Annotated in this window: 5 protein-coding genes and 1 pseudogene; 4 read left to right on the top strand and 2 right to left on the bottom strand. The window is 54.6% G+C overall.

The genetic code is table 11. The features are described 5' to 3' along the window. Nucleotides 1–132 precede the first annotated feature (132 nt). Complete coding sequence (locus tag AQ996_RS09215; protein ID WP_055252611.1) at nt 133–783, bottom strand: LexA family transcriptional regulator; 651 nt, start codon at nt 781–783, stop codon at nt 133–135. A gap of 1 nt (nt 784) precedes the next feature. Further along, a complete protein-coding gene (locus tag AQ996_RS09210; protein ID WP_055252609.1) occupies nt 785–2,035 on the bottom strand; it encodes an arginine deiminase in 1,251 nt (416 codons plus the stop codon). Nucleotides 2,036–2,312: 277 nt separating this feature from the next. Between AQ996_RS09210 and AQ996_RS09205 the strand changes: the two genes are divergently transcribed. From AQ996_RS09205 to AQ996_RS10170, 4 genes and pseudogenes are all read left to right on the top strand, one after another. Then, nucleotides 2,313–3,749: a YfcC family protein gene (locus AQ996_RS09205; RefSeq protein ID WP_070097169.1), complete on the top strand. Its 1,437-nt coding sequence runs from the start codon at nt 2,313–2,315 to the stop codon at nt 3,747–3,749. A 41-nt stretch (nt 3,750–3,790) separates the two neighbouring features. After that, nucleotides 3,791–5,035, top strand: a complete 1,245-nt coding sequence (locus tag AQ996_RS09200) for an arginine deiminase (RefSeq protein WP_055252607.1) — start codon at nt 3,791–3,793, stop codon at nt 5,033–5,035. Nucleotides 5,036–5,120: 85 nt separating this feature from the next. Then, on the top strand, nt 5,121–6,128 hold the full coding sequence (gene argF, locus AQ996_RS09195) for an ornithine carbamoyltransferase (protein ID WP_055252605.1): 1,008 nt from the start codon (nt 5,121–5,123) through the stop codon (nt 6,126–6,128). A gap of 23 nt (nt 6,129–6,151) precedes the next feature. Beyond that, nucleotides 6,152–6,261 (top strand): annotated as a pseudogene (locus tag AQ996_RS10170) (carbamate kinase); the annotation flags it as partial.

Raw genomic sequence — 6,261 nt, 5'->3', positions numbered from 1 at the left:
TGTTGCCTCTCTCGTGGGCGCCAGGCAAAGCGCCCACAAACTAGCCTCTCTTCATGAGCCCTGCAGTCCGCTCCGACTGCGGGGCTTTTGCTGTTTGAGATGTGTGCAGGGGGTAAACAAGAGCAAATTTGGTTAGATGCTCAGATCATGGGATGCCTGAAACCAGACGATGATTCCCAGAATCCTAATTCGGCGTTTGTCCAGCACGATATCCGGTTCCGCTGTGCGATATGAGTAGGATGAGAGCATCACGGTGTTCGTACCGGTGCTATAACGACGTATGACGATTCTTGAATTATCGGCCAAAGCGAGGACGGAGCATCCGTTCCAGGGTTTCAGGTTTGGATCCACGAGGAGAAGGGATCCAATCGGGTAGCATTTGGACATGGCGGACGTGTCCATTTGAACAAAGAAGCACCCGCGATGTTTCTTGAATACGGATGAGGGAAGCGCGGTTATTCCGGTTTGTTTAAGTCCCGTTCTGCCTCCATTCTTCAAGATTTTAAATACATCGCAAAGGGAATCAGTAGTAACTTCTTTGGATTCCCCCTTCCGCCCCTCGTGGTCGAGCTTTGCGGCAAGCCCTGCGGTTTCAGATGTGAGGTCGTCGAGCTGCAGGTTAAATTTCGATACTATCTTGAGCAACGTTGAGCGGCGGATTGTATAGCGGTCCTTTTCCCAGCGGCATACCGTTTCTTTGGAGACGCCGATGAGTGCCGCGAATTCCTCCTGTGTCAGCTGGTCGCGCTTGCGAAGCGCCTTTATGTTTTGACCCGTTCCCATGTTATGAAGTGCGGACGAGGGGGAGGCAGAGGCAGTTGGGGCCGCCAAAGCCGTTTGTCAGCTCAAAGATAGAGATGGGAATAAGGTCAATACCGGCCTGCTCCAGCGCTTTGTTGGTTTCGGCGTTTTCTTCGTATACGCAGACCTTGCCTGGCTCCAAACAAAGGGTGCTTGTGGCATTGTTGGTCCTTTCGACCTCTGCTGCTCCGGGATTTGAGCCACCGCAAAGGATAAACTGCAACGAACTTGAACCTAGGGCTAATCGCAACGCTTCTTTCAGTCCGCCTGCGACATGACACGCATGGGTTGTCCCTTCCGATCTGCCCCGCGTAATGCGGTAGACTCGCGCTTGGTCGAGAAGCTCCCGAGCAACGAGGAATGTCTCGTAGTCAACGCGAGTGAAATATGTGTCGAGATGAATGCAGAGGTCATCGTAGGGGACCTGAATGGCCCATACGGACTCAATAGTCGAGTTCTCATCCCACAGCAAGTTATTTGCTAAAGTGTCTATCGCCGCCGGCTCGGTTCGTTGCGAGATTCCAACGGCTATGTTTTCGCTGTTGAGGTTGTGCAGGTCGCCGCCTTCAATGTGGTAAGTCGATTCATGCTTGAAGAACTGAGGGGTCTCGCGGAAATCTGGGTGATAGGTAAAAATCGTTTTGTAGGCGATAACCTCACGGTTGCGCTCTGGCCAGTACATGTGGTTGAGCGTAACGCCTTCGCCGATGACGCTCGCCGGATCGCGTGTGAACCACATGGTGTTAAGGGGGCTTACGAGAAGATCGTCAGGTGAGTATGCGTCTGCCGTCAGTTTCGTGAGGCTGAACACCTCTTTATCTGTGTTGAAGACCTGGGAGTAGCGGATGCCGTTGACTGCTGCTTGAGCAAGGGCGCGGGAGCCTTCGATGCGCTCGAGATACTCGCGAATGGCAGACTCGAGCTCAATGCCCCGCGCGCCGCATTCTGAAATGTAGCTATCGATAAAAGAGCGACGCGCTTGCTCTGTCGCATCAAGGGCTTCGGTAAGAAGGTTTTCAAGATAGAGAATCTCTACTCCTTCGCGCTCGAGCATCGCCGAGTAAGCATGATGCTCCTTGAGAGCCTTTTCAAGATCGAATGAGCTGCTAGACGGGCGTAGCGTAAAGACTTGATTGAACTGCCCGTCGGGGTAATTGCGCGTTTCGGAGCCGGGGCAGTGCAGGAGGGCCTTTTTTAGCTTTCCTATTTCATTTTGAACATGCAATGCGGACATGTGACCTCGCTTTGGCGGTGAGTATTTATTGCTTCCATAGTGGCACATTACGAGTTTGATTCAATTTACATCATATCTGTCACAGGTGAATGGCACGAACCGGCTTAGTAATTGATGTTAAACATCAATTTAGATATCAAATTGACAAATTACATCAATCTGAAATCCGTTTACGGGTCGATGCGCTTCGTTGGCGGGCGAAGAGACGGAAGGGTGTTTTGCGCGATGACACAATGGCTTTGCCGGCAACGAAAAACCCCTGAATTAAGGAGGAGAGATGGCAGAGACAGAAAAGAAGCGCACTCTTCGAGTCCCGCACGTGTACACCATCATTCTCGTCTTGATGGCCGTATTTGCCGTTCTGACCTGGGTCGTGCCTTCGGGTTCGTTTGAGCGCCAGGAGGTTAACGGTCGCGAGGTAACGGTCTCGGGCACCTATGAGCCTGTCGATAAGGTCTATACGGACGAGGACGGCAACGAGGTCGATCTTCGCCAAGGCATCTTCGAAGTACTTGAGGCCCCTGCGATCGGCATCCAGCAAGCGGTCGAGGTCGTTGCATTCATTATGATCGTGGGAGGTTCCTTCCAGGTCATCACGGCGACCGGAGCCATCACGAGTGGCGTAGCTCGAGTGGTGAAAAAGTTCAAGAGCAAGGACGTCCTCATCATTCCGATCCTAATGGTGCTTTTTGCCTTGGGCGGCAGCACCTTTGGTATGGCAGAGGAGACGCTTCCGTTCTTTGCGATTCTTATGCCGATCATGATGGCCATGGGCTTCGACTCAATTACAGCGTTCATGACGGTGTTTGTGGGTGCCCGTATCGGATACATCGCATCTACCGTCAATCCGTTCAACGTCCTGATTTCCCAGGGCATCCTCGGTATCCAGGGCAACCCCCAGCTTTGGTTGCGTACTATTGCCCTTGCCGTGCTCACGGCGGTTGCCGTCGCATGGGTTGTAATGTATGCCCTCAAGGTTAAGAAAAACCCCGAAGCGTCCCCCGCTTTCCACGATGATATCGAGAAACGCAAAGAGTTTGGCGCGGATGAGAACCTCCTCGATAGCGAGTTCACCGCTAAGCAAAAAGCCGTCATGGTTATTTTCGTGCTTGGACTTGGCGCTATCATTTGGGGCCTGGTAGCCCAGGGCTGGTACATGAACGAAATCTCTGCGATTTTCTTGGCCATGGCCCTTCTTTCTGGTGTTGTTTCCGGGATGAATGAGAAGGAGATCGCTGGCGAGTTCGTTAAGGGAATTGCAGACTTCGCGTTCTCTGCCATCGTTGTTGGACTTGCCCGCGGAATCCTCGTAATCGCCAATGACGGCCTCATCATCGATACGATTCTCAATACGCTCGCCACGGCTCTCACTGGAGTTCCAGCCGTTATCTTTACGAGCATCCTCTATGTCGTGGATAACCTTCTGTCGATCCTCGTTCCGAGCTCTTCGGGTATCGCTGCTCTTACGATTCCAATTTTTGGCCCGCTTGTTGAGCTGATGGGCTTAAACCCCGAGGCTGCAGTTACGGGTCTTTCCATGGGCAGCGCGGCCATGTCTCTCATTTCGCCAACAAGCGCGATGCTCGTTGCCGGTCTTGGCGTCTGCAAGATTCCGCTTGGCCAGTGGTGGAAGGTTGCTTGGAAATTCTTCCTGGTCGTGAGCGTTATCTGCATGGCATTCACTGCGGTTTCGGGCCTTATCCCCTTGCCGTAAAAGCAAAACCTTACATACAGTTGTAAGAAAGAAGGATAGAGATGAACAAAGGACTGAACGTTCATAGCGAGATTGGCGCCCTTAAGAAGATGTGCGTCCATCGCCCCGGTATGGATCTTGTAAACATGAAGGCGGAGGATTTCGACCGCGTTTGGATTCACGACGCGTTCTATCTGGACTATGCCCAGAAAGAGCACGATCAGTTTACCGACCTTCTTCGCGGCGCTGGCGCCGAGGTCGTCTATATGGAAGAGCTGCTCGCTGAGACGTTTGACAAAGTCGAGGGTACTCGCGCAGAGTTCATGACGAAGTTCATGGGTGAGTCCGGCATCTCCAACGCGGCCCTTCGCCAGGCCGTTGTCGAGAAGCTTGATTCGATTAAGGACAACAAGGAGTTTGTCCTTGCTGCCATGGGCGGCCTCTACGTTCGCGACCTCGAGATCCCCAAGGTCGGCGGTTCTCTTGCCAGTATGGACGGCGAGGAGTTGAAGGCTGACGATATGGTGCTGTTCCCCATGCCGGCCTCGTATTTCTCCCGTGACCCTCTGGCTGTCGTGGGCAAGGGCGCTACCATGAACCGCATGTACTGGAATCAGCGCAATCGCGAAGTAATCTTCTACGAAACGGTGCTGCGTAACCATCCTGATTACGCTGGTAGCCCCATTTGGTATGACCACAACAGCGAGTGGCATATCGAGGGCGGCGATATCCTCAACATCAACGCCAAGACGCTCGCCATCGGTATTTCCGAGCGCACCCAGACTGCAGCCATCGATGAGCTCGCCAAGAATATGTTCTGGGGTTCCGATGAGGCTGAGATCGAGAACATCTATGCCATCAAGATTCCGCACGGCTATGCCTACATGCACCTCGACACCGTCTGCACGCAGGTCGATCGCGATAAGTTCACGGTCTATCCCGGCATCTACCAGACGCTTCGTGCCTACCGCCTGACCAAGGGCGATTCGGAGGGGGAGGTGCATATCGAGGAACTCGAGGGCACCCTGCAGCATATCCTCGAGCTTGCGACGGGTATGGACCATATCACCATGATTGAGTGCGGTGGCGGCGATCCGATCGAGGCTTCCCGTGAGCAGTGGAACGATGGTTCCAACACTCTTGCGGTCGCACCGGGCAAGGTCTGCGTGTATGAGCGCAACGTTGTAACCAACGATGCTCTTTACAAGGCTGGCGTCGAGCTGCTCGTCGCTCCCTCCGAGGAGCTTTCTCGCGGTCGCGGCGGCCCGCGTTGCATGACCATGCCGTTCTGGCGTGAGGAAATCTAGTCAGCGTTAGCGTATCTGGGCGGCGCGTGTGGTCTGCGCCGCCCATCCCTCCTTGTGTGTTCCAACAACCGAAAGGACTCAAATCATGGCTCTTAATCTTTCTGGTCGAAGCGTTCTTACCCTGCTTGACTTTACGTCTGAGGAAATCGAGTACATGCTCGACCTCTCAAAGAGCTTCAAGGATATGAAGCGCGCCGGTTATCCGCACCGCTTTCTCGAGGGCAAGAACATTGTCCTGCTGTTTGAGAAGACCTCAACGCGCACGCGCTGTGCCTTCGAGGTCGGCGGTATGGACCTGGGTATGGGTGTGACCTACCTCGACCCCGGCTCGTCGCAGATGGGCAAGAAAGAGTCCATCGAGGATACCGCCCGCGTGCTCGGTCGCATGTATGACGGTATTGAGTATCGCGGCTCCGACCAGTCGATCGTCGAGGAGCTTGCCGCCAAGGCTGGCGTTCCCGTCTGGAACGGTCTGACCAACGAGTACCATCCCACCCAGGCCCTTGCCGACATTCTTACCATGCGTGAGGAGTTTGGCGACACGCGCGGCATGAAGCTCACCTATATGGGCAAGGAGCAGGGCAACGTCAGCGACTCCCTGATGGTTATCTGCGCCAAGCTCGGCATTAACTTCTGCTCCTGCGGACCCAAGGGCGATGTCGAGGGCGCCACGCACTTCGATCCCGAGCTTCTTGAGCGCTGCCAGGAGATCGCCGCTCAGAATGGCTGCACGATCCAGCTCACTGAGGATATCGACGAGGGCGTCAAGGATGCAGACGTGATCTATACGGACGTTTGGGTCGGTATGGGCCAGGCTGAGGAGCTGTGGAAGAGCCGAATCGATCTCCTCTCTCCCTATCGAGTAACGCCCGAGGTCATGGCCAAGGCAAACCCCGGCGCCATCTTTATGCACTGCCTGCCGAGCTTCCACGATACGCAGACCACCATCGGCGCCGAGATTGCCGAGAAGTTCGGCGTGACCGAGATGGAGGTTTCCGACGAGGTCTTTGAGAGCGCGCAGTCTCGCGTGTTCCAGGAGGCCGAGAACCGCATGCATACCATTAAGGCCATGATGTACGCGACGCTTCGCTAGTAGCTGGGAAGTGAACGAACACTATGAGTAAACCGTACGGAAAGCCCGATCGTATTGTCGTCGCCCTCGGCGGCAACGCCCTCGGCAACAACCCCGTCGAGCAGATCGAGGCCGTGAGCAACACCGCCCACGC

This window comes from Collinsella aerofaciens (assembly GCF_001404695.1).
Taxonomy (GTDB): domain Bacteria; phylum Actinomycetota; class Coriobacteriia; order Coriobacteriales; family Coriobacteriaceae; genus Collinsella; species Collinsella aerofaciens_E.
The sequence above is the reverse complement of the archived record's forward strand: the minus strand, read 5'-3'. Positions and strand labels throughout refer to the sequence as shown.